Here is a 25,798-nt window from a genome sequence, read left to right as displayed (position 1 = left end):
CCTGGACCGGGTGACCATTTTGATTTCGTGCGCATCACAGCAGATAGCAAGTGCGATGCTAAGGGTCTGTTAACCACACAAAGTGAGGAAGAACCCATTAGGCAGGAAAACAGCAGCGCCGACCTGAACAAGACGATGTCGCTGCCGCGCAGGACGAAAGGCCGGGACGCGACGGCGAACGGCAGGAGCAGGAAGATGCCGATCGATCCGAAATGCAGCTTTTCGTAGATGGCCCCGCCCGTATCGGTATAGGTGACGAACAGGTTCATCACATGGGGCGACACGTTGAATCGCAACTGGAAGAAGAAAGCGGCGCACAGGAAGATCGCCATGACCAGTGTCTTCTGCCGGGAGGCGCTCAGCGGTGGCGATTGATCCGGCGTGGATCTGGCATAGCTCATGGCTTACTCGAGGTGATGGCGATGGACTCGGATACGAGAGCGGCGAATCTCGAACGACAATCGAGTCGCGCCAGTAGAACTGCAAATGCCCTGCTTCGCAAGATGTCCCGCAAGGGAGGAACGGCGCGTGTATTTCAGTTCGATGACACGTTTACCGGATCGGAATGAATTTGGGCGATAGTTCGCAAGACATGCACTCCTGAATTGGCCTCCCGAACGATCGACCATGGCAGAAATCCGCCCGCTTCGACCCGAGGACATCGGGGATGTCGCCCAATTGTTCCAAACCGTCTTTCGCGACCCGGCATCGGCCCCGCCGCCGGGACTGGTGTCCTATCTGCGTCGGCTCTATCTGGAAATGCCGGGCTTCGAACCGGAGGTTCACTCGCTCGTGCATGAAGACGACGCCGGCGCGATCACCGGCTTCATCGGCGTGAACATGTTGCGGATGCGCTATCGCGAACGGAGCCTGCTCGCGGCGGTCTGCGGCTCGCTCATGGTGAAGGACCACGAAGCCGCTCCGATGGCGGGCGCGCGGCTGCTCAGGGCTGCCCTTGCCGGTCCGCAGGATCTGACCCTCAGCGGAACGGCGAACGCGGTCTCGACGCGCATGTGGTGCAGCTTGCGCAGCGTCACGTTGCCATTTTACAGTCTCGACTGGACCCGCATCATCAGGCCTGCATCCTTTGCGGCCGACAAGGCGGCGCGGACGGTGAAAGCGGCGCGCTTCATCATGCCGGTCGCACGCGGCATCGACCATATCCTGCGCCGGCATACGGCACTCGTCCCGGCGCGCCAGGGCAGCCTCTCGGCCTCTCAGATCGGTCGGGAGCAATTCGCTGCTCTGGTCGAGCCTCTGACGCGGCACTATACGATTCGGCCGGATTGGGCGGACGGGCAGTTGGACGCGATCCTGGCGGATGCCGAACGAAAAAGCCTTTATGGCGAGGTGGTGTTCTGCCAGGCGACGACGACGGCCGGCGTTCCGGTCGGCGCTTTCCTGTATCACCTGAGGCCGGGTGGAGTGGCCCGCGTTCTGCAGGTTCTCGCCCGGCCCGGCCAGGCCGGTGCGGTCCTCGATTGCCTGACATATGATGCGGCACGAAGGGGTGCGATCGGTTTGCGCGGCCGGACCCAGCCGGCCTTGGTCGAAGTGATGTATGGCCGGCGTATGTTTTTCACCTATCCTCCCGCGACGTCCGTCGTTCACTCGCGTGAGGCCGCCCTGGTCGAGGCCTGCCGCGCCGGCGACATCTTCTTCAACGGGCTCGTGGGTGAGGACTGGAGCCGGCTGATGGGGGATCGTTTCGATTGAGGCGTGTCGCGGCGGCGCAGGGCCGTCGCGGGATCTTGTATTCCGCAAGGAAAGGATCGCAGCCGATATCAATGGATATCGACAAGTTTTTCGACGCGGCGGGGCACAAGATGTTCCGAACGGATCGATCCTTCAAAGTTTCCTGACAGCCTTCCGGAAGTCGTTTTGCACCGGCGCCGCAACGCGTCGCTGCGGTAACCTGAAGGCCTCTATTTACGCTTTCAGAAGATTTCACCCATAGAACAATTTGATAAAGATGGGTGTCTGCGCGGAACATGCTGAAGCTTCGTTCTATAGATGAAGGCTGCCTGGAGGCGGCTGCGAAACTCTTGCGGGAGGGATTCCCCTCCCGTTCGCTTGCTTTCTGGCAGCGTGGGCTGCGTCGCCTAGCCGATCACAACAGGACCTTGGGCGAGCCGTCGGTCGGCACGTTCCTCATGGCAGGGGAAAAACCCGTCGGAATTCTGCTTGCGATTCCCCGGCAGGATACGGTCACAGGCCGCAGAATCGTGAACCTTTCGAGCTGGTACGTGGAGGAAGCCCATCGCTGGTCGGCAGCCCGCCTGATGATCGCAGCCTTACGCGACGAGGATACGGTTTACACGGACCTGACGCCGACGCAGGCCGCGGCCGAGGTCAATGCCCGATTCGGTTTCCGCACGTTCGACACCAAGGTGCATCTTCTGGTCCTGCCCTGGACGGCCATCGTCGGCCGCCGCCGGAACAGGCTCATGGCGCTTGAGGCCGTGCCTCACGGGGCAATTCACGAAGAGTTGATGCGCGACCTCGCGAAGCATCGCGAACTGGGCTGTATCGTGACGATCGTCGCGGCGGCCGGGCGTTATTGTCCGGTTGTCTTCGATATCAAGCCACGCAAACACATACCCACTGCCCGTGTCGTCTTCGCCGAAAGTACAGATCTCGTGATGGATAATCTGGCCGGGCTATCCCGGATGCTGATGCTCCGCGGCGTGCCTTTCATGACGCTCCAGGTCGATGAAGGCGCCAGTCTGCCGCACTCCGTCCTTCTGAGGAACGGCATGTGTTACCAGGTCAGGGGGGAGTGGGACGCCCGAAAGATCGATGAACTTTATTCCGAGCGCGTACTGCTGAAAGTCTAGTGTGCCGGGACCTGACGGAGGATAATTGAGATGCAGAGCACAAGTGCTCCCGCCAGCGACATCGAGGCCGAAGTCCTTGCCTATCTTGGCACGCGTTTTCCCGCGCTCGTGCCGGTGACGCCCGATACGCCCTTGCTCGAGGGGGCGATCGATTCCCTCGGCTTTCTTGAGCTCGTGATGTTCCTCGGCGAGCGTTTCGGCATTTCCCTCGAAGGCGACGATTTCGATTTCCAGGAACTGGCGACACCCGAAAGCCTCGTCCGCTTCGTTTCGCGGATGCGGATGTGACCGCGGCGCCCATCCTCCTCCACCATCTCCTCGTACCCCATGCCGAAAGCGGGCGGTGCGCGCTGGTCCACGGGGAAAGAACGCTCGATTATCGGGGCTTTAACATTGCGGTGGATCGCTTCGCATCGGCGCTGCTTGCGGCAGGGCTCGAGCGCGGGGATCGCGCCGCGATCTTCCTGCCGCGCGGCATGGAGGAATGCATCGCCATTTTCGCGGTAAGCCGCGCCAAGGGCGTCTTCGTGCCGGTCAACCCGCTGTTGCGGGGCCGGCAGATCAGCCACATCGTCGCCGATTGCGCCGCCCGCCTCGTCATCACCAGCCGCGCGCTTGCGCCGATGGTTGCCGAATGCCTTGAAGAGGCAAGCGGCGCGCGCATTCTCCTCGTCGAGGAGATGGCGGAGGCGGAGACGGTGCCGCTGAAGGACGGCAATATCGGCGAGGACCTCGCGGCGATCCTCTACACGTCCGGCTCGACCGGACGGCCGAAGGGCGTGATGGTGTCGCACCGCAATCTCCTCGCCGGCGCGCGCATCGTGCGCACCTATCTTGCCATCACGCCGGAGGAACGCATCCTTTCCCTCCTGCCGTTCAGTTTCGACTACGGCCTCAACCAGCTCCTGACCGCGGTGGAGCAGGGGGCGGTGACCGTCATCCTGACCTTCCGTTTCGGCGACGAGATCGTTCGCGCGCTGCGCGACCACGAGATCACCGCCCTTGCCGGCGTGCCGACCATCTGGGCGATCCTGACGAAGGCCGCGCCGCTTCTGCACAGGACCGCCTTGCCGCATCTGCGCTACATCACCAATTCCGGCGGCGCGGTGCCCTCGCAGACGGTGGCCGATCTCAGGCGGATGCTGCCGCAGACGAATGTCGTCCTGATGTACGGCCTGACGGAAGCCTTCCGCTCGACCTATCTGCCGCCGGAGGAACTGGACCGCCGCCCGACCTCCATCGGCAAGGCGATCCCGGAATGCGAGATCTTCATCGTGACGGAGGACGGCCGGCGCGCGAAGCCGGGCGAGCCCGGCATTCTCGTTCACCGCGGGCCGACCGTTTCCCTCGGCTACTGGAACCGGCCCGAGGAAACGGCAAGGGTGCTTCGCCAGAACCCCTTCCGGCCGCGGGACGAGGGCGGCGATATCGTCTGCTATTCCGGCGATCTGGCGGTGGAGGACGAGGACGGCTTCTTCAGCTTCATCGGCCGCAACGATGCGATGATCAAGTCCTCGGGCTACCGCATCAGCCCGTCCGAGGTCGAGGAAGCGATCATGAGCACCGGGCGCTTCCGCCAGGTCGCCGTCATCGGCCTGCCGGATGACTTTGCCGGGCAGAAGCTCCATGCGGTGGCCGTGGCGCTGGAGCCGGATGTCGACGTCGCGGCGGTGTTGCAGGCGGTCGCGGGCATGCTCGCGGCCTATATGGTGCCGCGGGACCTGGAACTGGTCGAGGCTCTCCCGGTGACGCCGAACGGCAAGGTGGACTACCGGAACCTTGTGAGGGAGCGCACGGAAAATGGCTGATCCCGCGGTCAAGGTGACGCGCCACGGCTATGCGCTTGCAGATGAGCTTTTCCAGGTGCGGGGCGACGACCTCCATGTCGGCGGCCTTTCCGTGCGCGAGATCGTCTCGCAACTGGGCTCGCCCGCCTATATCTATGACGGCGCCGTCATGCGCCGGGCCTATCGCCGGCTGGCCGCCGTGCTCGACGGTTTTGCCGCCATCTACTATTCGGCCAAGGCCAATCCGGCCCGCGGCGTCATCCGCCTGTTCATCGAGGAGGGCGCCGGCGTCGAGATCGCCTCGCTCGGCGAATACCATGCGGCCATCGCCGCCGGCGCGAAGCCGGAGCAGATCCTCTTCGCCGGGCCCGGCAAGCGCCATGCGGAACTTGCGGCGGTGATCGAGGGCGGCATCGGCGAGATCCATATCGAGGGGCTGGACGAGATCGCGCGGCTCCGCGCGATCGGCCGGCCCGTCCGTGCGTCGCTGCGCATCAATCCGGTCCCGGCCGTCCAGGTGGGCGCCATGCGCATGGGCGGCAAGGCGACCGCCTTCGGCTTCGACGAGGAGGACCTCGATGCGGCGATCGCCGCCGTTGCGGCCGTGCCGAACATCGAGCTCGTCGGCATCCATGTCTATGGCGGCACGCAGATCCTCGATGCGGCGGCGCTGATCGAAAGCTGGCGGCACGCCATCACGCTGGCCGCGCGCGTTGCCCGCACGATCGGAAGGCCGCTCGCCACGATCGATCTCGGCGGTGGCCTCGGCATCCCCTACTACGAGGGCGACAGGCCGCTCGATCTCGATGCCGTTGCCGCCGCCATTCCCGACCTTGCGGCATCGATGCGCTCCGAACCGCTGCTGGCCGGGGCGCGCGCCGTCGTCGAGCCGGGGCGCTTCCTTGCCGGACCGGCGGGCCTCTATGTCAGCGAGATCAACGCGGTCAAGACGTCCCGCGGCGTGCGCTTCCTCGTGCTGGAAGGCGGCATGAACCATCATCTGGCGGCCTCGGGCAATCTCGGCCAGGTCATCAAGCGCAACTATCCGGTCGTCGCCCCCGCGCATATGACTGCCACGCCGGACCAGCCGGCCACGGTGGTCGGTCCGCTCTGCACCCCGCTCGATACGCTTGCGCGCGACACGGGCCTGCCGGCGCTTGCCGCCGGGGACCTCGTGGCCGTGCTGCAATCCGGCGCCTACGGCCTGACGGCGAGCCCGGGGCATTTCCTCTCCCATCCGGCCCCGGCGGAAGCGCTCGTGGAAGACGGCCGGATCGAGCGCATCGCGCGGTGAGGGGGCGTTACAGCTCTTCCAGCGTATCGCCGAAGCGCTCGATGCCGCGCAGGCGCGTGCGGCCGGCGGCGCCGGCGCGTTCGATGGCGCGCGTCGTGATGAGGTGGCAGACCGCCATGACCGAGACGTGGTTGAACAGCGGCCCCGGCGCCAGCGTCTGACAGCGGAAATGCCAGGTGGCGCTCGCCCGGTGGGTGACGCCTTCATCCGTGAGATAGAGCAGCTTGGCGCCGCTCTTCTCGATCGCCGTAAGGATCGTTTCCATCTGCGCCACGCGGCGGCGCAGGCCGAAGACGATGGCGACGTCCTTCTCCGTCACGCTGACGAGATGTTCGCCGAGCGTCTGGCCGGCGCCGGGAATGGCGACGATGTCCTCCACCACCTGCGTCATCTGCCATTGCAGGTATTCGGCAAAGGCGTGGCTGCTGCGAAAGCCCAGAACCCAGGTCTTGCGTGCGCCAAGGATCGCATCGGCGATCGCATCCACCTGCGCGTCGGTGATCGTGGAAAACGTGCCTTCGAGATTGGCGATGCCCTGCGCGACATGGGCGCCGACGGATTGGGCGCCAGCGGCATCCGAGGAGGTGGACAGGAACAGGCGCGAGCCGGTCTCCCGCTCGTCGCGCGCATGGCGACGCGCTTCCTCGTAGTTCTCATAGCCGAGCCGGCGGACGAACCGCGTCACGGTTGCATTGGAGACCTGGGCCAGCTTGGCAAGCTCCGAGGCCGAATAGCTCGCCAGCTCCCCCGGGAAGTCGCAGACGAAATCGCCGAGCCGCCGCTCCGCCGGATGCAGGTCGTCGAGCGCATCACGCACGCGAAACAGGAACGAACGATCCGTAGAGCCCATCGGAACCACCGCCTTTCACTTCGAAATCAAGCTTGTAACGGACTTGCCGGACTTCGCAAGAATGCCGTTTGGACACGGACACAAAGTTTCTTGAAAAACAGATTTCATATGTGTATTATAAGAAAATGAATTTTCATGCTGATGCCAAGAGGAGGAGACCATGGCAGCAGAAGGTATGGTGCAGTCCGGCACGTCATCGCCGGCCATCCGGCAACTGGAAGGCGCGCTCACCCGCATCGGGGTGACGCGCGCGCACAAGCAGATCATCGCGCTGGTGCTGATCGGCTGCCTGTTCGACAGTTTCGAGCAGAACACGATCGGCGTGTCCGGCCCGCTCCTGAGGGAGCACTGGGGCCTGACGGGCACGGATATCGGCCTGCTGAACACGATCACCTTCGGCAGCGCGGCCATCGGCCGCCTGCTTTCCGGCATCCTCGGCGACCGCTACGGCCGCCGCGTCATGCTGACTATCAACCTGCTGCTGTTCTCGCTGGGTTCGGCGGCCTGCGCGCTGGCGCCGGACTTCATGTTCCTGTGCATCGCCCGCGCCATCGTCGGCTTCGGCGTCGGCGGCGAGATTTCCACCGCCGTCACCATGCTGTCGGAATTCTGCTCGCCGAAGTTCCGCGGAACGGCGGCCGGGCTCGTCAATGTCGGCGCGGGCGGTTTCGGCAACTTCCTTGCCCCCGTCTACGGCCTGATGATCTTCAGCATCTTCCCGGGCGAGGATAGCTGGCGCTGGCTCTTCGCCTCGCTGGCGCTGCCGGCGCTGCTGGTCGTCTTCTACCGCCGCTATGTGCCGGAAACGCCGCGTTTCCTCGCCTCGCAAGGGCGGATCGACGAGGCGAACAAGGTGCTGTCGGTGCTGGAATCCGGTTCGCTCCGGCCGAAGAACCTCGTGGTGCGGGAATATCTCTCGAAGGAGAACGAAAAGGATGCGCCCCGCGCCAAGGGTGCCTGGAAGGAGCTCTTCCGCGCGCCGTTCCTCGGCCGCATCGTCCCGGTGTCCATCGCCATCCTGATGAGCTATGGCGCCCAGCTTTCCGTCCTGACCCTGATGCCGGTGATCTTCGTCTCGATGGGCTACACGCTGCAGGGCAGCCTGCTCTACAGCATGATCATCCAGAGCGGCAGCGTTCTCGGCGCCATCGCGGCCTCGATGTTCGGCTACTACTTCCCGCGCAAGCGCGTCCTGACCGTCGGCGCCATCTGCGCCTGCCTTGCCGCGCTCGCCATCATGTATCTCGGCACCACCATCCATCTGGTGCTGTTCTTCGGCGCGCTCTTCCAGTTCTTCGTGCTTCTCTTGAACACGTCGATCTGGATCTATGCGCCGGAACTCTTCCCGACCCGCATCCGCGCCTTCGGCGTCGCCTTCATCCTGGCGACGGGCTCGGCCGCCGGCTCGTTCGTTCCGACCATCTCGGGCGCCCTGTTCGACAGCTACGGCATGGGCGGCGTGTTCGGCCTTGCCGCGGCCATGTACGCCATCTTCGCCATCTGCATCCGCCTCGGGCCGGAAACCTACGGCATGTCGATGGAGGATATCACGCAGCGGGCGGACGCCACCACGGCAAGCGACAACCTCGTCGCCGAGCCCGCCAAAGCAGGAGCCTGAAAAGAGCATGACCGCGCATATCCTGTTGATCAATCCCAACAGCTCCGAGGCCACCAGCGAGATGATGCACGCCATCGCGCTGGCCTCCGCGGCGGGGCGGCTGGCGGTGAAGACCGTCACCGCGCGCCGCGCCCCGGGCATGATCGTCACCCCCGGGCAACTGGCCGCCTCCGCCGCCGAAGTGGTGGAACTCGGCACCGCGCACGGGCGGGATTGCGCGGGGATCATCGTCAGCGCCTTCGGCGATCCCGGCCTTGCCGAGCTTCGCCGCAAGGTCGCCGTCCCCGTGGTCGGCATCTGCGAGGCCTCGATGATCGAGGCCTCGCAGGGCGGCCGCGCCTTCGCCGTCGCCACCTCGACGCCGGATCTGGTCGAGGCCATCGACCAGCGGGCGCACGATCTCGGCCTTGCCCATCTCTACCGGGGCATCCGCTGCACCGAGGGCGACCCCGTTGCCCTTGCCGCCGATCCGGCGCTTCTCAGCGAGGCGTTGGCCGGGGCGGTGCGGGCCTGCATCGAGGAGGACGGCGCCGAAGCGGTCATCATCGGCGGCGGCCCGCTCGGCCAGGCGGCCGAAAAGCTCCGCCCGCGCTTCGACCAGCCCGTGCTGGGGCCGATCCCCTCGGCGGTGGAGCGCATCATCGGCCTCATCAGCGAGACCGGCAAGGCACCGCAGGCGATGGAAAGCTGAATCCATTCCAGCAAAAGCGCGCAGCGGTTTGCGTCCGGAATTGCGTTGAACCCTAGACCTCGACCGGCCGGGCATGCTCGGCCTTCGTGCCAAACACCCGGCGATACCGCTCGATTTCGGCGGGATCGCCGGTTGCTTTCAGGGGATTGTCCGAAAGCTTGACCGCCGGCCGGCCATTGGCGCTCGTCACCTTGCAGACGAGCGAGATCGGGTCGAGCCCCGTCCCGCCATCCGGATCGCAGCCGCGGAAATCGTTGGTGAGGTTGGTGCCCCAGCCGAAACTCATGCGCACGCGGCCATGGAAATGCCGGTACGTTTCTTCGATCGTGTCGACATCCATGCCGTCGGAGAAGATCAGCAGCTTTTCCCGCGGATCGCGCCCCTTGTCCTGCCACCAGCGGATGATCTGCTCGCCGCCGGCGATCGGCGGGGCGCTGTCCGGGCGGAAACCGGTCCAGTCCGCCACCCAGTCGGGCGCCTCGGCCAGGAAGGCGGTGGTGCCGAAGGCGTCGGGGAGCGCGATCAGCAGGTTTCCGTTATAATGCTGCCGCCATTCCTCCAGCACCTGGTAGGGCGCGGCGGCCAGCGCCGCATCGCTCTCGGCCAGCGCGGCGGCGACCATCGGCAGCTCATGTGCATTGGTGCCGATCGCTTCGAGATCGGCATCCATGGCGAGCAGCACGTTTGACGTGCCGATGAAGCGCTCGCCGAGCCCTTCCTTCAGCGCCTCCACGCACCAGCGCTGCCAGAGGAAGCCGTGCCGGCGGCGCGTGCCGAAATCGGAGATGACGAGATCGGGCAGGTGCCGCAGCCGCTCCACCTTCTCCCACAGCCGCGCCTTGGCGCGGGCATAGAGCACGTCGAGCGCGAAGAGCCCCTTGTCGCGCATCGCCGCGCGCGATTTCAGCTCGTTGATGATGACGAGCGCCGGGATTTCCCACATGCTCGTATGCGTCCACGGCCCCTCGAAATGCAGTTCGTACTGTCCGTCCACCTTGCGCAGGTCGTAGTCGGGCAGGCGGAAGGCGGCGAGCCAGGCGATGAAGTCGGGCCCGAACATGCGCGCCTTGCCGTAAAAGCTGTTGCCGGCCAGCCAGATCAGCTCCTTCTTGGTGAAGCGGAGCCCGCGGGCATGGTCGAGCTGGGCGCGCAGTTCCCCCTCGTCGATGATCTCGGCAAGCCGCACGCTCTTCGTTCGGTTGATCAGCGAGAAGGTCGCCGCGACATCCGGATGCAACTGGCGGATCATCTGCAACATCAGCAGCTTGTAGAAATCCGTGTCGAGCAGGCTGCGCACGATCGGGTCGAGCCGGAAATTGTGGTCGTAGGTGCGGGTCGCGAAATCGGTGACGGCCATCCGGCTCCTCCTGAACGATGCTGGTTCCGGGTATAGCGCATCATCCCCACCCTGCGCCAAGCCCCTGGGCGTGAAAGCCAGCGAGATCATTTCCAAAAACTATGAAGTGTATTTTATATATCTATTTGCGAAATGCATGGGCTTGCCGACATAGTTGCCGGCAAGGGCGTCATTGCTGCCGCGATGGTCCTGAACCAAAAAGGGGAACCAACATGTTGAAGACCATTCTGTCCTATGCCGCGGCCACCGGCCTTGCCTTCTGCGTGGTCGCGACGCCGCTTTCGGCAAGCGCCGACGACCTTGAAACCATCAAGGCCGCGGGGGAATTCAAGTTCGCCAACAGCGGCGCCTATCCGCCCTTCAGCTTCGTCGACGACAGCAATCAGGTCGTCGGCTTCGACGTCGATATCGGCAACGAGATCGCCAAGCGCCTCGGCGTGAAGGGCGCCGGCGTCAGCACCGCCTGGGACGGCATCATCGCCGGCCTGCTTGCCGGCAAGTACGATTCCGTCATCGGCAGCATGACCATCACCCCGGAGCGCGAAAAGGCCGTCGATTTCGTCGGTCCCTATTACAAGTCGGGCCGCGGCGTCTTCGTCACCGAGGGGTCCGAGATCAAGTCGATCGACGATCTCAAGGACAAGACCATCGGCGTGACGCTCGGAGAGACCCACGAGAAATGGGCGCGCGAGCGCGGCGGCTGGGAAATCCGCACCTACAAGGGCCTGCCGGAACTCTTCCTCGAGCTGAAGGCCGGCCGCATTCAGGCGATGATCGTCGATGCCGTGCCGGTGTCGATCGCCGTCAAGGAGACGGTCGAGAAGGTCGCCAAGCTCGACGTGCCGGAATTCGCCGGGACCGAGGACCAGATCGGCATCGCCATCCGCAAGGGCAATCCGGAGCTGAAGGCCGCCATGCAGAAGGCGCTGGACGACATGATGGCCGACGGCACCTACGAGGCCATCGCCATGAAGTGGATCGGCGCGGATATCCGCTGATCTCTCCCCGCCTGTCAAAGGGCCGGCCCGGCAGGAGACTGCCGGCCGGCTGACCGATCGCCGAGGATCCGGCAATGGATATCGCTCTCATCGGCCGCATTGTCCCAGTCTTCGTCCAGGCGGCCTGGACGACCGTCGAGCTTTCCCTGCTGTCGCTTGCCCTCGGCCTTGCCGTGGCGGCGCTGGTCGCGATGCTCCGCCTCTCGCATGTCGCGGCCCTGCGCTTCGCCGGCGCGGCCTATGTCAGCGTCTTTCGCGGCACGCCGGCACTCATCCAGATCTTCCTGCTCTATTTCGGCGGGCCGCAGGTCGGCATCCAGTTCGAACCCTTCGCCGCGGGCGCCATCGCGCTCGGCCTCAACATCGCGGCCTATATGGCCGAATCGATCCGCGGCGGCGTGCTCTCGGTCGATCGCGGGCAGATGGAGGCGGCGCGCTCGCTCGGTTTCGGCGAGGGCCAGTCCATGCGCTGGATCGTGCTGCCACAGGCCGCCAAGCTGATGATCCGCCCGCTCGGCGTCAATGCCGTGGCGCTGGTCAAGGGCACGGCGCTCGTCGCCACCATCTCGGTGGTGGAGCTCACCTATACGGCGCAGCGCTTCATCGGCTCCACCTACAAGCCCTTCGAGATCTTCGCGGTGACGGCGGTGCTCTACATGATCATGGTCTACGGCCTGACGCTCCTCATCGACCGTCTCGACCGCGCCTATGCCGGGGAGGCGTGAAGATGCAGGGTCTCGATTTCAGCATCGTTCCCGAATACTGGCCGCTGATCGGCAAGGGCCTGTGGTGGACCGTCGTCATCTCCACCGCCTCCGCCGTGCTCAGCGTTCTCGCCGGCATCGGCTTTGCCCTTCTCGTGCTCTATGCCTCGCCGGTCGTGCGTTATCCGGTGCGCCTCTTCATGTGGCTCTTCATGGGCACGCCGCTGCTCCTGCAGCTCTTCCTCATCTATTTCGGCCTCGTGCAGATCGGCATCGACATTCCGGCCATCTGGTCGGGCATCATCGCCCTCAGCCTGCATTTCGCCGTCTACAATGCCGACATCTTTCGCGCCGGCATCGCCGCGCTCGACAAGGGGCAGACGGAGGCGGCGCGCTCGCTCGGCTTCGGCGCCTGGCGGACGCGGATCTACATCGTCGTGCCGCAGGCGGTGCGGGGTACGGTGCCCGCCGTCGGCAACATGATGATCGCGCTCCTGAAGGAATCCTCCATCGTCTCGATGATCGGTATCGCCGAACTGGTGCACAGCGCCCAGCTCGTCATCAGCGAGACCTACCGGCCCTTCGAATTCTACCTGACGGCCGCCGCCCTCTATTATGGTCTCAATCTCATCCTCGAAGCGGTCCTCAGGGGGATCGAACGGAAAGTGGAGCTTTCGCGATGAACGATACCCGTCCGATGATCGAGGTGCGCGGCGCCAGGAAATTCTTCGGGCCGCTGGAGGTGCTGAAGGGCATCGATTTCAGCGTGGCGCGGGGCCAGATCGTCGCCGTCATCGGCCCGAGCGGCTCGGGCAAGAGCACGCTGCTGCGCTCGATCAACCATCTCGAAACGCTCGACGGTGGAGAGGTCTGGCTCGATGGTGTGCAGGTCAATCAAAAGCTTGACCGTCGTTCCTTCGAGCGGCACATCAATGGCGTGCGCCAGCAGATGGGCATGGTGTTCCAGCACTTCAACCTCTTCCCGCACCTGAACGTCGCGGAAAACATCACCATCGCCCCGATCAAGCTGAAGGGCATGGCGAAGGCCGAGGCGCGGGCGCTCGCCCTGAAGATGCTCGACAAGGTGGGCCTTGCCGACAAGATCGACGCCTTCCCGGCGCGCCTTTCGGGCGGCCAGAAGCAGCGCGTGGCGATCGCGAGGGCGCTGGCCATGCAGCCGAAGGTCATGCTCTTCGACGAGGCGACCTCGGCGCTCGACCCGGAGCTGGTGGACGAGGTCAATCTCGTCATGAAGCAGCTTGCAAGCGAGCACATGACCATGGTGATCGTCACGCACGAGATGCGTTTTGCCGCCGAAGTCGCCGACCGGGTGATCTTCATGGCCGACGGCGCCGTGGTGGAGGAGGGCAGCCCGGCCGAGTTCTTCCGCAATCCGAAGCAGGAGCGCACCCGCAGCTTCCTGAAGAAATTCCTCAACGGCTAGAATTTTCCGGCCGCTGAAAACCGCATCCTCCTTTCATGGATCGATCATGAGCCAGCACCAGACCGCGACGGGCGAACGCCCGGCATCCCACCTCTTCTACCAGTCCCGCATGCGCCGGCCGCTCGCCGACCGGGCGGAGGGCATCTACATCTGGGACGAACATGGCCGGAAGGTCATCGACGGGTCCAGCGGGGCGATGGTCGTCAACATCGGCCATTCCAACCGCAACGTGCTCGACGCCATGAAGCGCCAGATGGACAAGGCGACCTTCGCCTATCGCCTGCATTTCGAGAACCAGCCGGCGGAAGACCTGGCGCGGCGCCTTTCCGGCTACATGCCGGAGGGCCTCGACCGGGTGTTCTTCGTCTCCGGCGGCTCGGAGGCGGTGGAATCCTGCCTGAAGCTCGCCCGGCAATGGGCGCTCGCCACCGACCAGCCGGAGCGCTGGAAGGTGATCTCGCGCTTCCCCTCCTATCACGGTTCGACCCTCGGCGCGCTCGCCGTCACCGGTTATGACGCGCTGAAGAAACCGTTCCTGCCGATGCTGCGCGACATGCCGCACATCAAGGCCCCCACCGCCTATCTCGACCGCGACAACCTCTCGATGGAGGAGCGCGGCATCCGCTATGCCGACATGCTGGAGGAGAAGATCCTGGAGGAGGGGGCGGAAAGCGTGCTCGCCTTCATCATGGAGCCGATCGGCGGCGCCTCCACCGGTGCGCTCGTCGCGCCCGACAGCTACTATCCGCGCATCCGCGAGATTTGTGACAAGCACGGTATCCTGCTGATCCACGACGAGGTGATGAGCGGGGCCGGCCGCACCGGCCGCTATCTCGGCGGCGACCATTGGAATTGCCGGCCGGATATCGTTGCGCTTTCCAAGGGCCTCGGCGCCGGCTATTGCCCGCTGGGCGCGATGATCGCCCATTCCCGGCTGGTGAAGCCGGTGCTCGACCGCGGCGGCTTCGCCCATGGCTACACCTATGCCGGCAACCCGCTTGCCTGCGCCGCCGGCCTTACCGTGCTCGACGAGATCGAGCGGCAGGATCTGCTCGGCAACGCCACCCGCATCGGTGCGCTTCTGAAGGCCGAGCTGGAGGGCCTTGCCGAACGTTACCCCTTCATCGGCGACGTGCGCGGCAAGGGCCTGCTGCTCGCGGCCGAATTCGTCTCCGACCGCAACACCATGGCGCCGTTGCCCAAGGCATTGGAGGCACACCAGCGCGTCGTCGACATCGCTTATGAGCGCGGCCTCATCATCTATTCGCGCCGCACGCGCGGCGGCGTCGAGGGCGACCATTTCCTCGTCTGCCCGCCGATGATCACCACCGAGGCTCAGGTCGGCGAGATCGTGACGATCCTCGATGCGACGCTGGCGCAGCTCGCCGGCGAACTTTCGCTGCCGGTCGGCAGATAGGAGCCGGCCATGAAATCGAACAAGGTCATCATCACCTGCGCGGTGACGGGCTCGGTGCACACGCCCTCCATGTCGCCCCATCTGCCCTACAAGCCCGAGGACATCGCGTCCGAGGCGATCGCGGCGGCGGAGGCGGGCGCCTCGATCCTGCACCTGCATGCCCGCGACCCGGAAGATGGCCGCCCGACGGCAGACCCGAAGGCCTTCATGCGCTTCCTGCCGGTCATCAAGCAGGCGAGCGATGCGGTGATCAACATCACCACCGGCGGCTCCTCCGTCATGACGCTGGAGGACCGGCTGGCGGCGGCGCTCGCCGCCGAGCCGGAAATGTGCTCGCTCAACATGGGCTCGATGAATTTCGGCCTCTACCCGATGCTCGACCGGCCGCGGGCGTGGAAACACGCCTGGGAGCCCGAGCTTCTGGAGGCGACGCGCGGCACGATCTTCCGCAACACCTTCGCCGATATCGAGACGGTCCTCAAACGTCTCGGCGAGGGCTGCGGCACGCGTTTCGAGTTCGAATGCTACGATGTCGGGCATCTCTACACGCTCGCCCATTTCCGCGACCGCGGGCTCGTTCCCGGCACGCCCTTCATGCAGTTCGTCTTCGGCGTGCTCGGCGGCATCGGCGCGGATCCGGAAAACCTCGTCCATATGAAGCGCATCGCCGACAAGCTGTTCGGCGAGGACTACCGCTTCTCGGTGCTTGCCGCCGGGCGCAGGCAGATGCCGATGATCACCATGGCCGCGACCATGGGCGGCAGCGTGCGCGTTGGCCTGGAGGACAGCCTTTTCGACGGTCGCGCGCTTGCGGCCTCGAATGCCGATCAGGTACGACGCATCCGTGCGATCCTTGAGGGCCTTTCGCTGGAGGTCGCGACGCCGGACGAGGCGCGCGCCATGCTCGGCCTCAAGGGCGGCGATCGCGTCGCATTCTGAGGAGGGGACATGCAGGACGACATCACGATCCGGCCGGCCGTCGCGGAAGACGCGGAGATCATCCACGCGGCACTGAAGACGATGGCCGTGGACATGGGCGCGGAGGCGAAGTTCGTCTCGACCGTCGAGGACGTGCGCCGCCACGGTTTTGGCGAAACGCCGGCCTTCGAGGTGCTGATCGCCGAGGCGGGGGCGGCGTTTGCCGGCCTGTGCCTGAGCTTTCCGAGCTTTTCCACCTGGATGGGCGAGCCCGGCCTTTATGTGCAGGACCTCTTCGTCGCCGATGCCTTTCGCGGACGGCGGATCGCCGAGCGGCTTTTGCGCGCCACCGCGCAGCGCGGCCGGACGCGGGGCGCTCATTACATGCGCCTGTCGGTCGACGTGGACAATCTCCGCGCACAAGGCCTCTACGATCGCCTCGGGATTCGCCATTCCCGCAGCGAGCAGATCCACATGATCAAGGGCGCGGATTTCGACGCATTCGCCGAGGGAGAGCCATGAAGACCTTTTTTGCCGAAGAACAGAAACGCCACGATCCGAGCTTCTTCCTCTCCAGCGGCGCGCCGCAGCCGAACCCCGAGCAGCCCGAGCGCGTCGAGCGCCTGCTGGCCGGCGCGCGGGCGGCGGGCATGGAGATCGTGCGGCCGAAGGACCACGGCCTCGCGCCGGTCTCCGCCGTGCACACGCCGGAATACATCGATTTCCTGAACCGGATCCACGAGCGCTGGCAGCGCATCGAGGGCGCCTCGGCCGAGGTGATCCCCAACATTCACCCGATCGCCCGCACCGGCAGCTATCCCGCCTCGGCGGTCGGACAGGCCGGCTATCACATGGCCGATACGTCCTGCCCGATCTCCGAACACACCTTCGAGAGCGCGCGCTGGAGCGCCTCCACCGCCGTTTCCGCCGCCGAGGCCGTCATGGCCGGCGAGAGGTGGTCCTACGCCCTCTGCCGCCCGCCGGGCCACCACGCCTTCCGGGATGTCGCCGGCGGCTTCTGCTTCTTCAACAATTCCGGCATCGCCGCCCAGCATCTGCTGCGGCAGGCGAAACGCGTCGCCATCCTCGATGTCGATCTGCACCACGGCAACGGCACGCAGGGCATGTTCTACGAGCGCGCCGACGTGCTGACCGTCTCGATCCATGCCGATCCGGTGCGCTTCTACCCCTTCTTCTGGGGCCATGCCGACGAGCGGGGGGAGGGGCTCGGCCTCGGCTACAATCTCAACCTGCCGCTGGCGCGCAAATCCGGCGACGACGTCTATCTGGAGGCGCTGGCCGCCGCCATCCGCCGGGTCGAGGCCTTCTCGCCCGATGCGCTCGTCGTGGCGCTCGGCCTCGATGCCTTCGAAAAGGATCCGTTCGGCGGTCTCTCTGTCTCGACGCCGGGTTTTGCGCGCATCGCGGAAGTGATCGGGGCACTGCGCCTGCCGACGGTCGTCGCGCAGGAGGGCGGTTATCTCTGCGACGCGCTTGGCGACAACCTGACGTCCTTCCTCACCGGTTTCGGTGCTAGGAACGGCTAGGCGGGATAGGTCCTTTGCGCGAAGGGTATCGTGGCGATCGCCTGGCGCAGTTCGGCAAGCAGGATCGTCTCGGCGCGGCTGCGGCGGGCCGTGCCGTCATAGACGAGGTGCACGTCGATGACCGGCGGATCCTCATAGGGCGGCAGGCGCCAGAGGCGGCCGGCGCGCACGTCCTCCTCCACCACATGGATCGGCAGCGGCCCGAAGCCGAAGCCGGCGATGATCAGCCGCTTGACCTCCTCCAGATGCGAGGAGGTGCCGACGGTCTGGCCCTCGAACCCCTCCTGCTGACGCAGCAGCGCGACAGGCCAGAGTGCGCCAGACATCTGGTCCGTCTTGAAGGAGACGTAGGGCTCCTGGCGCAGCGCCTGCAGCGGCAGGTCCGCCACGCCGAACAGCGGATGCCGCGCGCCGCAGAAATAGCCGAAACTCTCCCGGTAGAGCACGTCGTATTCGAGCTTCGGATGCCGCTCCTGCATCAGGCAGACGCCGAAGCCGGCATCGCGGTTGAGCACGGCGGCCATCACCTCCTGGCTGGAGGCGACGGAGAGCGACAGCGTGACCTGCGGAAAGGTCGTGTGGAAGCCGGCCAGCACCTCGTCGAGGAACGGGCAGACGACGTGGCTGGCCAACGCGATCTCGATATGGCCGGTAAGGTCGCCGGGCTGCTCCTCCATCTGCTGCGGCAGCCCGGAAACGATCTCGAACAGCGCGATGCACTCGTTGAACAGCCGCTGGCCGGCCGGCGTGACGGCGAAATGCGAGGCGTTCCGCTCGACGAGCCGGCAGCCCATATGGGTTTCCAGCCGCTTCAGCGCATTGCTGACGGTCGGCTGTTTCAGGGAGAGCTTTTCGCCCGCTGCCGTCAGCCCGCGCTCCTGCACGATCACCATGAAGGTCCTGAGCAGGTTCCAGTCGATTTCCCAGACGAAACGCCGTCTTTGCCGCGCCATGTGCATTCCCCGGAATTATGCTTCGGACGGCAACTATTGCATGCGCCTATCGGGCGTCAAAGGGTTCAACCGGACAAAGGAGATCCGCCGTGCCGCTTCTGACCTATCAGGGCGTCGTCTATCCCGCGCAGTGCGATGCGATGGGGCATATGAACGTGCAATATTACATCGCCGCCTTCGACCAGGCATTCTGGCATCTCATCGCCGCGGCCGGCTATTCGGCGACGTGGATTGCCGAGCGGCAGGAGGGCTGGGCGGACCGCCGCTACGAGATCGATTTCCGCCGGGAGCTGCCGGTCGGCAGCCTGTTCGAGGTCCGCAGCGCCGTCGTGAAGGTCGGGCGCACCTCGCTCACCACCCGCCACCGGCTGACGAACAAGGCGGACGACCAGCTTTGTGCCGAGCTCATCGCCGTCTCGGTCTATTTCGACCTCGCGCGACGGGAGGCCCGCCCCCTGCCGGAGGTGCTTCTGAGCGGTGTTCGTCCCCTTGCCGAGACGGACAGGGAAGGCCCTGACGGCGTATAGCCGGAGGAAGGCCGCGCCCTCAGCCGAAGCGCCGGAGCGCCGCGACGAACAGGTCCGTATCGACATTGCCGCCGGAGGTCACGGCAATCACCGCATCGCCTTCGATCGCGGCACCATGGAACAGCGCCGCCGCAAGGGCGACGGCTCCGCCGGGCTCCACGACGATCTTCAGCCGCTTGAAGGCGAGCGCCATGGCGCGGAGCACCTCCTCCTCCGTCACGGCGATGCCGGCCCCGGCCAGACGCTGTAGAATCGGAAAGGTGATCCTGCCCGGTTCCGGCGTGACGATCGCGTCGCAGATCGAGCCCGTCATCGTGGCGTTCCGCACGATCTCCCCGGCCGCCAGCGAGCGCGTGGTGTCGTCGAAACCTTCCGGCTCGCAGGGGCGCACGGTGAAGCCCGGCGCGGTGGCCTCGAGGGCAAGGGCGATGCCCGAGCTGAGCCCGCCGCCGCCGCAGGGCACCAGCACGTCGGCTGTCTTTATGCCTTCCTCTTCCGCCTGTTCCGCGATTTCGAGGCCGGTCGTGCCCTGGCCGGCGATGACCAGCGGCTCGTCGAAGGGCCGGATCAGCGTCAGGCCGCGCTCTTCGGACAGCCGCGCGCCGATGGCGTCCCGGTCTTCCGTGCCGCGGTCGTAGAGAACGACCTCGGCCCCGAAGGCGCGGGTGTTCTCGATCTTCAGCGTCGGCGCGTCGGAGGGCATGATGATGACCGAGGGAACGCCGTGCCGCGTGGCGGCGAGGGCGACGCCCTGGGCGTGATTTCCCGACGAAAAGGCGATCACGCCGTGCGTGCGCACCTCCTGCGCCAACCCCGAAAGGGCGGACCAGCCGCCGCGGAACTTGAAGGAGCCGGTGTGCTGCAGGCATTCCGCCTTCACGAGGACGCGCCGCCCCGCCATCTCGTCCAGGAAGGGCGAGGACAGGAGCGGTGTCCGCCGGGCATGGCCCTGCAGGCGGGATCTGGCGGCGACGATCATTTCGATGGATGTCATGGAGCAGGCTTTCGGCTGATGCGGTGCCATCTCATAGAATGCCGCCGCCCGCTTGAGAATGTCCGTTCTTGTCATGGTGACAGGAGCGTCTGCGCCTCGAACGGCACCATGCAGCAGAAGGACGCACCCTCTTGAAATTGCCGCATTGAACGGCCAATTGCAGGTCATGTGCATGGAAACGTCCGTCAGAATTTCGAGGCTTCGCGATCAAGCGCGCTCCCTGACCCGGAGCCGGCTGTCTTGACCCTGTAACGCCGCCGCAGATCCCGCCGCTCCGGGAACCCACACGATCCAACAGTGCGGTTCATGTCGTCTCGCCCTTGCGGCGTTCCGATGGAGCATTTCCATGTCCTTGTCTCATTCCCTCAAAATCTGCCTCACCTGCGACCGGCATCTCCCGCGCGCGGCCAGCCGCTGCCCCTGGTGCAAGGCGCCCGTTCTCGTACGCGCCGTTTCCGGCGTCCGCCATGGGCACGGCGCGATGGTTTCCTTACGGCCGGGCGAGGGGAGGAGGGGATGATGGACAACGCAGCGTGCACCGGCACTCCCTCCGTCCAAGATGGTCCGGACGAATTGCAGCAAGTCGGGGTGCTCCCCTGGCGCCTGCGGCGCGATGGCGAGCCGAAGATATTGCTCATCACCTCGCGCCGGCGCGGTCGATGGATCGTGCCGAAGGGATGGCCGATGAAGGACCGCCCGGCAGGCGCCGCGGCATCCCGGGAAGCCTTCGAGGAGGCCGGCGTCATCGGTGACGTCTCGCCGTCGCCGGTGACCTGCTACCGCTACATGAAGGCGCTGGACGACGGCTCGCAGGTTCCCTGCCGCGTCCTGGTGTTCGGCATGAAGGTGCGCGGCACGCTGAGCCACTGGCGCGAGAAGGGGCAGAGGCAGCGGCGCTGGTTCTCCCTCGCCGCGGCGGCCGACCGGCTCAACGACGCGGAGCTCGCCGCCTTCGTGCGCACGCTCTACACCGCGCCGCAGGTGCTCGGTCCGTCTGGCGGATGGAAGCATCCGCCCGGCGAGCCGCTGGCCGGTGGACGGTGAGGTAGCGCGATGGTTCCGCCCCGCCCGGCCCGCCGCCACGTTCCCGCCCGTCTCTTTCACAGGATCAGCGCCGACTGCTGACGGCCTGGCGCTGCTGACTGCGAATGCAAGAGCGGCGCCAGGATATCGCCTCCCGATCCAAGATGAAAACCTGCGGAGCAAGGCCGGCCGCATCTCTGCGCCGCCGCCTTGCCCCTGTTCAGAAAGAGCCGAAATGAGCTTCCGATACAGCCATACCTTCCCCATCAGCGGCCCGAACAAGCTGCCCCGTTTCAGGCAATGGGCGGCCGAGAACCTGCCGGGCATCGCCTTCTCCCTGCCGCCGCAGGTTCCCGTGAAGAGCACGGCCCTGACGGTGCGCCTGCAATCCATCGAGGATCGCAACGCGCTGACGGAAAAACTGGTGGGCGCAAGCTTCTAAAGCAGGTCCAGCCGAAGCGGCACCGCTTCGGCGTCGGATGAAATATCCAGGGCAATTCCGGTGGACCGCATTCCATCGGAATTGCCGACTGGCATGGGGTGCGGCGGACGACCGCTTTTACCGTCCGGTAAACATCTGCTGACACAAAGATGTGGTACCGGCACGGTGGCGTCGTTCGCCGCATTCCCTCCAGTGAACGCCCGGTCACATCGATCTCCCACGATACCAGCGATTTTCGGACCAGAAACATGGTAAAGGCCCTCGTCTCCAATCAGCGTTATGCTGTGTTCTTCCTCGTCGGGGTGGCCGCGCTCGCCTCTCTCGGCGGTGCCCTGCTCTACAACGGCTGGCTGTTCCTCGTCGCCGCGATCTGCGGCGCGTTGTTCCTTCTCGGCATTCACGACCTGCGCCAGCGCAGGCACGCGATCCTGCGCAACTATCCGGTGGTCGGGCACCTGCGCTTCCTTCTGGAGAGCATCCGGCCGGAGATCCGCCAGTACATCATCGAAAGCGACAATGACGCGGTTCCGTTCAACCGGCAGGATCGCGGCCTCGTCTACCAGCGCGCCAAGGGGGAGGAGGACAAGCGGCCGTTCGGCACGATCGAGAATGTCTACGGCTCCGGCTATGCCTGGCTCACCCATTCGGCAACGCCGGTCACCATCGCCGATACGGATTTCCGGGTGCGCGTCGGCGGCCCGGCCTGCCGGCAGCCCTACGATGCCAGCCTCTACAACATCTCGGCCATGAGCTTCGGCTCGCTGTCGGGCAACGCCGTCCTCGCCCTCAATACCGGGGCGCGCAAGGGCGGGTTCGCGCATGATACGGGGGAGGGCAGCATCAGCCGCTACCACCGGCAGGGCGGCGGCGACCTGATCTACCAGGTCGCGTCCGGCTATTTCGGTTGCCGCGGCGAGGACGGCCGCTTCTCGCCGGAAAAGTTCGCCCGGCTTTCCGCCGACCCGCAGATCAAGATGATCGAGATCAAGCTGAGCCAGGGGGCGAAACCCGGTCATGGGGGCATGCTGCCGGCCTCGAAGATCTCGCCTGAAATCGCCGAAGCGCGCGGCATCCCGATGGGTATCGACTGCATTTCGCCAGCCGCACACAGCACGTTTTCGACACCGGTCGGCCTGATGCAGTTCGTCGGGCAGTTGCGCGAGCTTTCCGGCGGAAAGCCGGTCGGCTTCAAGCTGTGCATCGGCCACCGGCGTGAATTCATGAGCATGGTCAAGGCCATGCTTCGGACGGGTATCGTTCCCGATTTCATCGTGGTCGACGGTGCGGAAGGCGGGACGGGCGCCGCCCCGGTGGAATTCGCCAACCGCGTCGGGATGCCGATGCTCGAAGGGCTGACCTTCGTGCACAACACGTTGCGCGGCGCCGGTATCCGCGATCAGGTCCGCATCGGCGCCGCGGGCAAGATCGTCTCCGCCTTCGACATCGCCCGCACGCTGGCCCTCGGTGCGGACTGGTGCAACGCCGCCCGCGGCTTCATGTTCGCCATCGGCTGCATCCAGGCACAGTCCTGCCACACCAATCGCTGCCCGGTCGGCATCGCCACCCAGGACCCGGTACGCCAGCGTGCGATCGACCTCGGTGACAAGAGCGACCGCGTCGCGCGCTTCCATCGCAACACCATGCGGGCTCTGGGAGAGATCGCCGGAGCGGCCGGCCTCGCCAATCCAAGCGACTTCATGCCGTACCACTTCATGTTCCGCCAGAAGGACAACGAGTTCCTCGACGGCAACGAAGCCTATCCCTATCTGCCCGAGGGCTTTCTCGTCGTCGGCAGGGAAATTCCGGAGCTCGCCGACTGGCATGCCCGCTGGGACCGTGCCAGTGCCGAGAGCTTCGCCCCGCCGGAAATTCCGCACGGGCCGTTCCGCAAGCGCGAGGCCGCGTGAGGCGCCTGGCGCCCCGGATAATCCGGGGCGCAGCCGCCCAGGCACTGGCTGGGGCAAGAATGGGCGCCGTCGATTATTTGTGTTCCATAATTCAGCTTATGTGACTTTGGCGCCCGCATGTGTCACTCGGCCCTCCTCCAGGGATCGAAGCCGCCTGGCTACAGCGTCTGCGGCGCGACGAACTGGTAGTAGGCCCACACGAGCGCGATCGCGACAAGGACGGCGATCCAGATCAGGCCCTTCTTCGGTGGCGGCGTCTTCGGCTTGTTCTTGTCGTCCTGCTGCGGCTTCCGGCGTTCGAATTTCAGAACATTGTCGTCCTTCATGGCATCCTCCGGTGCGCAGGCGTGGCAGTCGCCGAGAGCTTTACCGGCGATTTGCCCCTTTCGGCAAGCGCCTGCGGAAGAAGAACGCGGATGTGATCGCCCGTCGGGCGCGTTGCCGTCAGCCCGCCCTCCTCGCGATGCCCCTCTGCTCGAAATGCTTGTGGCCGAGATGCCCCGTGCCGTCGCGGATATCCGCGGCGATCGCGGCCTTGAGCGCTTCCGCATCGCGCGCGACGATGGCGTCGAGCGCTTCGGCATGGCGGTCGATCTGGTAGGTCGTGAACAGGGTCTCGCCCGCCCGGCACATGAAGGGGGCGAGGCGCAGCCAGAGGGATTCGATCAGCGGCAGGATCACAGTGCCGGGCCGCGCCTCGTAGAGGCAGCGGTGAAAGTCGAAATTCGCCTCTACCAGACGGCCGAAATCGCGCCGTGCCAGCGCCTCGTCGGCCTGCCGGTCGAAGGCGCGAAGACGGGCGAGACGCCCCTCGTCGATGAAGGGCATGGCGCGTTCCGCCGCGCGGGTTTCGAGCGCGATGCGGGCCTCCAGCACCTCCTCGAACTGCTGCGGGTCGAGGTCGGGCACGCGCACACGGCGGTTGTCGAGCAGTTCGAGGGCCCCATCGGCGACCAGCCTGTGCAGCGACTCGCGCACCGGCATGGCGCTGACGCCGAGGGTTTCGGCCAGCCCGTTGATCGTTACCGGATCGCCCGGCTCGAACTGGCCCGTCATGACGGCCCGCCGCAGCACGCGGTAGACCCATTGCTTGGCGGATTCGGACGCTTCGCGACCGGCTGCAACCAGCATGCTGAAACCCTCCCCTCTGTCGATCCGGTCTAGGCCGGTTTATCGTCCCTGGGCTGAATTCTGCGGCCCTTGCACGCAGGGCGGATAAAATCGCAAAGCTCAAAATGGCCCTTTACAGATTTGATCAAATTATGATTTGTTGTGATCATAAGCAAGATAAGCCTATCACATGAGAGCCGTGATCAGCGGCCGGACAGAGGACAGCCGGCGCTCTGGGCGGAGGAAGCTCGGGACGCCGGACGATAAACGGGGAACCGATGACTGAGACCCGAACGACCGCGGCCCATGGCGGTGCCATCGGCATGCATGGCATCAAGAAATGGTTCGGCAATTTCCAGGCTGTCGACGACGTGACGCTGGATATCCGGTCGAACGAGTTCTTCACCCTTCTCGGCCCGTCCGGCTGTGGCAAGACCACGCTTCTGCGCATGATCGCCGGCTTCGAACTGCCGACCGAGGGGCAGGTCCTGCTCGACGGTGTGGACATTTCCAGCCTTCTGCCGAACCAGCGGCCGGTCAACACGGTCTTCCAGAACTACGCCCTCTTCCCGCATCTGACGGTGGCCGAGAACATCGGCTTCGGCCTCAAGATGCTCGGCAAGCCCCGTTCGGAAATCGACAGCGTCGTCAAGGACATGCTGAAGCTCGTGCATCTGGAGGGGCGCGGTGGCAACCCGGTCACGCAGCTTTCCGGCGGCCAGCAGCAGCGCGTGGCGCTCGCCCGGGCGCTGGCGCCGCGGCCGAAGGTGCTCCTGCTCGACGAGCCGCTTTCCGCGCTCGACCTGAAATTGCGCAAGTCCATGCAGATGGAGCTGAAGCGCCTCCAGACCGAAACCGGTATCACCTTCGTCTTCGTCACGCACGACCAGGAGGAAGCGCTCACCATGTCCGATCGCATCGCCGTCATGTCGACGGGCACGGTGCGCCAGGTGGGCTCGCCCTGGGACATCTACGACCGCCCGGCCGAGCGTTTCGTGGCCGACTTCATCGGCGAGACGAATTTTCTGGAGGCCGAGGTTGTCGCGGTTTCCGGCGACCGGGCGCGCGTGCGGCTCTCCTCCGGCGCGGAGATCCCGGCGACCTTCCCGGCGGACGTGACGCCGGGCGGCAAGGTGACGGTCGTCATCCGTCCCGAACATGCCCAGGTCGGTACGCCCTCTCCCGCCTCCGTGCTGCGCGGCATCATCCGCGAGATCGTCTATCTCGGCACGGACACGCATTTCCACATCCGCCTCGAAGACGGCACGACCTTCACCGTGCGCCAGCAGAATGCCCGCAGCGGGTCCTGCGGCTTTTCCAAGGACGACGCGGTCGGCATCAGCCTCAGCGACGACGTCGCCCAGATCCTGAGGGATTGAC

General features: G+C 65.6%; 26 protein-coding genes and 1 pseudogene. 20 read left to right on the top strand and 7 right to left on the bottom strand.

Annotation, left to right across the window (positions count from 1 at the left end; translation table 11 throughout):
• A pseudogene (locus EV665_RS25000) lies at positions 1-401 on the bottom strand (hypothetical protein); the annotation flags it as partial.
• A 226-nt stretch (positions 402-627) separates the two neighbouring features.
• Here EV665_RS25000 and EV665_RS24995 point away from each other — a divergent pair.
• The 5 genes from EV665_RS24995 (at position 628) to EV665_RS24975 (ending at position 5,918) form a co-directional block, all read left to right on the top strand.
• A complete protein-coding gene (locus EV665_RS24995) occupies positions 628-1,716 on the top strand; it encodes a hypothetical protein (protein WP_133036121.1) in 1,089 nt (362 codons plus the stop codon).
• Positions 1,717-1,991: 275 nt separating this feature from the next.
• Complete coding sequence (locus tag EV665_RS24990) at positions 1,992-2,837, top strand: hypothetical protein (protein WP_133036120.1); 846 nt, start codon at positions 1,992-1,994, stop codon at positions 2,835-2,837.
• A gap of 30 nt (positions 2,838-2,867) precedes the next feature.
• Positions 2,868-3,125, top strand: a complete 258-nt coding sequence (locus tag EV665_RS24985; RefSeq protein WP_133036119.1) for an acyl carrier protein — start codon at positions 2,868-2,870, stop codon at positions 3,123-3,125.
• On the top strand, positions 3,122-4,645 hold the full coding sequence (locus tag EV665_RS24980; protein ID WP_380687839.1) for an AMP-binding protein: 1,524 nt from the start codon (positions 3,122-3,124) through the stop codon (positions 4,643-4,645). The genes EV665_RS24985 and EV665_RS24980 overlap by 4 nt, the downstream gene beginning before the upstream one ends.
• Entirely contained in the window at positions 4,638-5,918 is a 1,281-nt protein-coding gene (locus EV665_RS24975) for a type III PLP-dependent enzyme (protein ID WP_133036118.1), read from the top strand. The genes EV665_RS24980 and EV665_RS24975 overlap by 8 nt, the downstream gene beginning before the upstream one ends.
• A 7-nt stretch (positions 5,919-5,925) precedes the next feature.
• Here EV665_RS24975 and EV665_RS24970 read toward each other — a convergent pair whose 3' ends face one another.
• Entirely contained in the window at positions 5,926-6,768 is an 843-nt protein-coding gene (locus tag EV665_RS24970) for a MurR/RpiR family transcriptional regulator (RefSeq protein ID WP_064333209.1), read from the bottom strand.
• A 160-nt stretch (positions 6,769-6,928) separates the two neighbouring features.
• Between EV665_RS24970 and EV665_RS24965 the strand changes: the two genes are divergently transcribed.
• Both EV665_RS24965 and EV665_RS24960 read left to right on the top strand, forming a co-directional pair.
• Positions 6,929-8,386 carry an MFS transporter gene (locus EV665_RS24965; protein ID WP_162853156.1) on the top strand — a complete coding sequence of 486 codons (1,458 nt, stop codon included), beginning with the start codon at positions 6,929-6,931 and terminating at the stop codon, positions 8,384-8,386.
• Between the two features lie 7 nt (positions 8,387-8,393).
• On the top strand, positions 8,394-9,077 hold the full coding sequence (locus EV665_RS24960) for an aspartate/glutamate racemase family protein (RefSeq protein WP_133036117.1): 684 nt from the start codon (positions 8,394-8,396) through the stop codon (positions 9,075-9,077).
• 52 nt (positions 9,078-9,129) lie between these two features.
• Here EV665_RS24960 and pncB read toward each other — a convergent pair whose 3' ends face one another.
• Positions 9,130-10,434: a nicotinate phosphoribosyltransferase gene (pncB, locus tag EV665_RS24955; protein WP_133036116.1), complete on the bottom strand. Its 1,305-nt coding sequence runs from the start codon at positions 10,432-10,434 to the stop codon at positions 9,130-9,132.
• 212 nt (positions 10,435-10,646) lie between these two features.
• Between pncB and EV665_RS24950 the strand changes: the two genes are divergently transcribed.
• The 8 genes from EV665_RS24950 (at position 10,647) to EV665_RS24915 (ending at position 17,462) form a co-directional block, all read left to right on the top strand.
• Positions 10,647-11,432 (top strand): ABC transporter substrate-binding protein, encoded by a 786-nt coding sequence (locus EV665_RS24950; protein ID WP_133036115.1) that lies wholly within the window; start codon positions 10,647-10,649, stop codon positions 11,430-11,432.
• 74 nt (positions 11,433-11,506) lie between these two features.
• On the top strand, positions 11,507-12,157 hold the full coding sequence (locus tag EV665_RS24945; RefSeq protein WP_133036114.1) for an amino acid ABC transporter permease: 651 nt from the start codon (positions 11,507-11,509) through the stop codon (positions 12,155-12,157).
• A 2-nt stretch (positions 12,158-12,159) separates the two neighbouring features.
• A complete protein-coding gene (locus EV665_RS24940) occupies positions 12,160-12,819 on the top strand; it encodes an amino acid ABC transporter permease (protein WP_133036113.1) in 660 nt (219 codons plus the stop codon).
• Entirely contained in the window at positions 12,816-13,580 is a 765-nt protein-coding gene (locus EV665_RS24935; protein ID WP_133036112.1) for an amino acid ABC transporter ATP-binding protein, read from the top strand. Before EV665_RS24940 ends, EV665_RS24935 begins: the two co-directional genes overlap by 4 nt.
• Before the next feature lie 46 nt (positions 13,581-13,626).
• Positions 13,627-14,997, top strand: a complete 1,371-nt coding sequence (locus EV665_RS24930; RefSeq protein ID WP_133036111.1) for an aminotransferase family protein — start codon at positions 13,627-13,629, stop codon at positions 14,995-14,997.
• 9 nt (positions 14,998-15,006) lie between these two features.
• Complete coding sequence (gene kce / locus EV665_RS24925; RefSeq protein WP_064333218.1) at positions 15,007-15,936, top strand: 3,5-dioxohexanoate:acetyl-CoA acetone transferase; 930 nt, start codon at positions 15,007-15,009, stop codon at positions 15,934-15,936.
• Between the two features lie 9 nt (positions 15,937-15,945).
• The gene (locus tag EV665_RS24920; protein WP_133036110.1) at positions 15,946-16,437 is read left to right on the top strand and encodes a GNAT family N-acetyltransferase; all 492 of its coding nucleotides are present in this window, start codon (positions 15,946-15,948) and stop codon (positions 16,435-16,437) included.
• On the top strand, positions 16,434-17,462 hold the full coding sequence (locus EV665_RS24915) for a histone deacetylase family protein (RefSeq protein WP_133036109.1): 1,029 nt from the start codon (positions 16,434-16,436) through the stop codon (positions 17,460-17,462). The genes EV665_RS24920 and EV665_RS24915 overlap by 4 nt, the downstream gene beginning before the upstream one ends.
• On the opposite strand, the gene EV665_RS24910 is transcribed toward EV665_RS24915, so the two are convergent.
• Complete coding sequence (locus tag EV665_RS24910) at positions 17,459-18,415, bottom strand: LysR family transcriptional regulator (protein ID WP_133036108.1); 957 nt, start codon at positions 18,413-18,415, stop codon at positions 17,459-17,461. The genes EV665_RS24915 and EV665_RS24910 overlap by 4 nt on opposite strands.
• An 89-nt stretch (positions 18,416-18,504) precedes the next feature.
• On the opposite strand from EV665_RS24910, the gene EV665_RS24905 reads away from it, so the two are divergent.
• Complete coding sequence (locus tag EV665_RS24905) at positions 18,505-18,942, top strand: acyl-CoA thioesterase (RefSeq protein WP_210234671.1); 438 nt, start codon at positions 18,505-18,507, stop codon at positions 18,940-18,942.
• A gap of 19 nt (positions 18,943-18,961) precedes the next feature.
• Here the strand turns inward: EV665_RS24905 and EV665_RS24900 are convergent, their stop codons facing one another.
• Positions 18,962-19,936 (bottom strand): threonine ammonia-lyase, encoded by a 975-nt coding sequence (locus EV665_RS24900; protein WP_133036106.1) that lies wholly within the window; start codon positions 19,934-19,936, stop codon positions 18,962-18,964.
• Between the two features lie 519 nt (positions 19,937-20,455).
• On the opposite strand from EV665_RS24900, the gene EV665_RS24895 reads away from it, so the two are divergent.
• The 3 genes from EV665_RS24895 (at position 20,456) to EV665_RS24885 (ending at position 23,308) form a co-directional block, all read left to right on the top strand.
• Positions 20,456-20,980: an NUDIX hydrolase gene (locus tag EV665_RS24895; RefSeq protein ID WP_245507815.1), complete on the top strand. Its 525-nt coding sequence runs from the start codon at positions 20,456-20,458 to the stop codon at positions 20,978-20,980.
• Positions 20,981-21,194: 214 nt separating this feature from the next.
• Positions 21,195-21,401, top strand: coding sequence for a hypothetical protein (locus EV665_RS24890; protein WP_064333221.1), 207 nt, complete (start codon positions 21,195-21,197; stop codon positions 21,399-21,401).
• A 248-nt stretch (positions 21,402-21,649) separates the two neighbouring features.
• The gene (locus EV665_RS24885) at positions 21,650-23,308 is read left to right on the top strand and encodes an FMN-binding glutamate synthase family protein (protein WP_133036104.1); all 1,659 of its coding nucleotides are present in this window, start codon (positions 21,650-21,652) and stop codon (positions 23,306-23,308) included.
• A gap of 158 nt (positions 23,309-23,466) precedes the next feature.
• On the opposite strand, the gene EV665_RS32455 is transcribed toward EV665_RS24885, so the two are convergent.
• Positions 23,467-23,634 (bottom strand): hypothetical protein, encoded by a 168-nt coding sequence (locus EV665_RS32455; RefSeq protein WP_162853155.1) that lies wholly within the window; start codon positions 23,632-23,634, stop codon positions 23,467-23,469.
• A 118-nt stretch (positions 23,635-23,752) separates the two neighbouring features.
• On the bottom strand, positions 23,753-24,439 hold the full coding sequence (locus EV665_RS24880; protein ID WP_133036103.1) for a GntR family transcriptional regulator: 687 nt from the start codon (positions 24,437-24,439) through the stop codon (positions 23,753-23,755).
• 257 nt (positions 24,440-24,696) lie between these two features.
• On the opposite strand from EV665_RS24880, the gene EV665_RS24875 reads away from it, so the two are divergent.
• On the top strand, positions 24,697-25,797 hold the full coding sequence (locus EV665_RS24875) for an ABC transporter ATP-binding protein (protein WP_064333223.1): 1,101 nt from the start codon (positions 24,697-24,699) through the stop codon (positions 25,795-25,797).
• The last annotated feature ends 1 nt before the right edge of the window (position 25,798 follow it).

Source organism: Shinella granuli (genome assembly GCF_004341885.1).
Classification (GTDB): domain Bacteria; phylum Pseudomonadota; class Alphaproteobacteria; order Rhizobiales; family Rhizobiaceae; genus Shinella; species Shinella granuli.
This window is presented reverse-complemented; position numbering and strand designations above follow the sequence as displayed.